Source organism: Ochrobactrum sp. SFR4, from assembly GCF_019730395.1.
Taxonomy (GTDB): domain Bacteria; phylum Pseudomonadota; class Alphaproteobacteria; order Rhizobiales; family Rhizobiaceae; genus Pseudochrobactrum.
This window is the reverse complement of sequence record NZ_JAAPBB010001506.1, coordinates 1-229: the sequence shown is the minus strand read 5'-3', so window position 1 is coordinate 229 and position 229 is coordinate 1. Positions and strand designations below refer to the sequence as shown.

Annotated in this window: 1 protein-coding gene; it reads left to right on the top strand. The window is 54.1% G+C overall.

What is annotated here, in order from left to right:
* On the top strand, positions 1-229 hold a 229-nt coding region (locus HBA93_RS24045; protein ID WP_221724880.1), incomplete at both ends, for a hypothetical protein.

Here is a 229-nt window from a genome sequence, read left to right as displayed (position 1 = left end):
CGGCGGTTCCGGGTCTGGATCTGGCGGAAATCTGCATCACCAGTGATATCACAGTGAGTGATCAGCCGGTAGCCGGTGAAGCCTTTGTTCTGAGTGATGTGAAAGGCGTTGCGGTTGTGTCAGCTAAGGCAACCGGTACCAAATGTGCCCGTTCATGGCGTTATACGCAGGATGTTGGTAGTGATTCTGCCTATCCGGATGTATCTGCGCGTGATGCGGCAGCATTGCA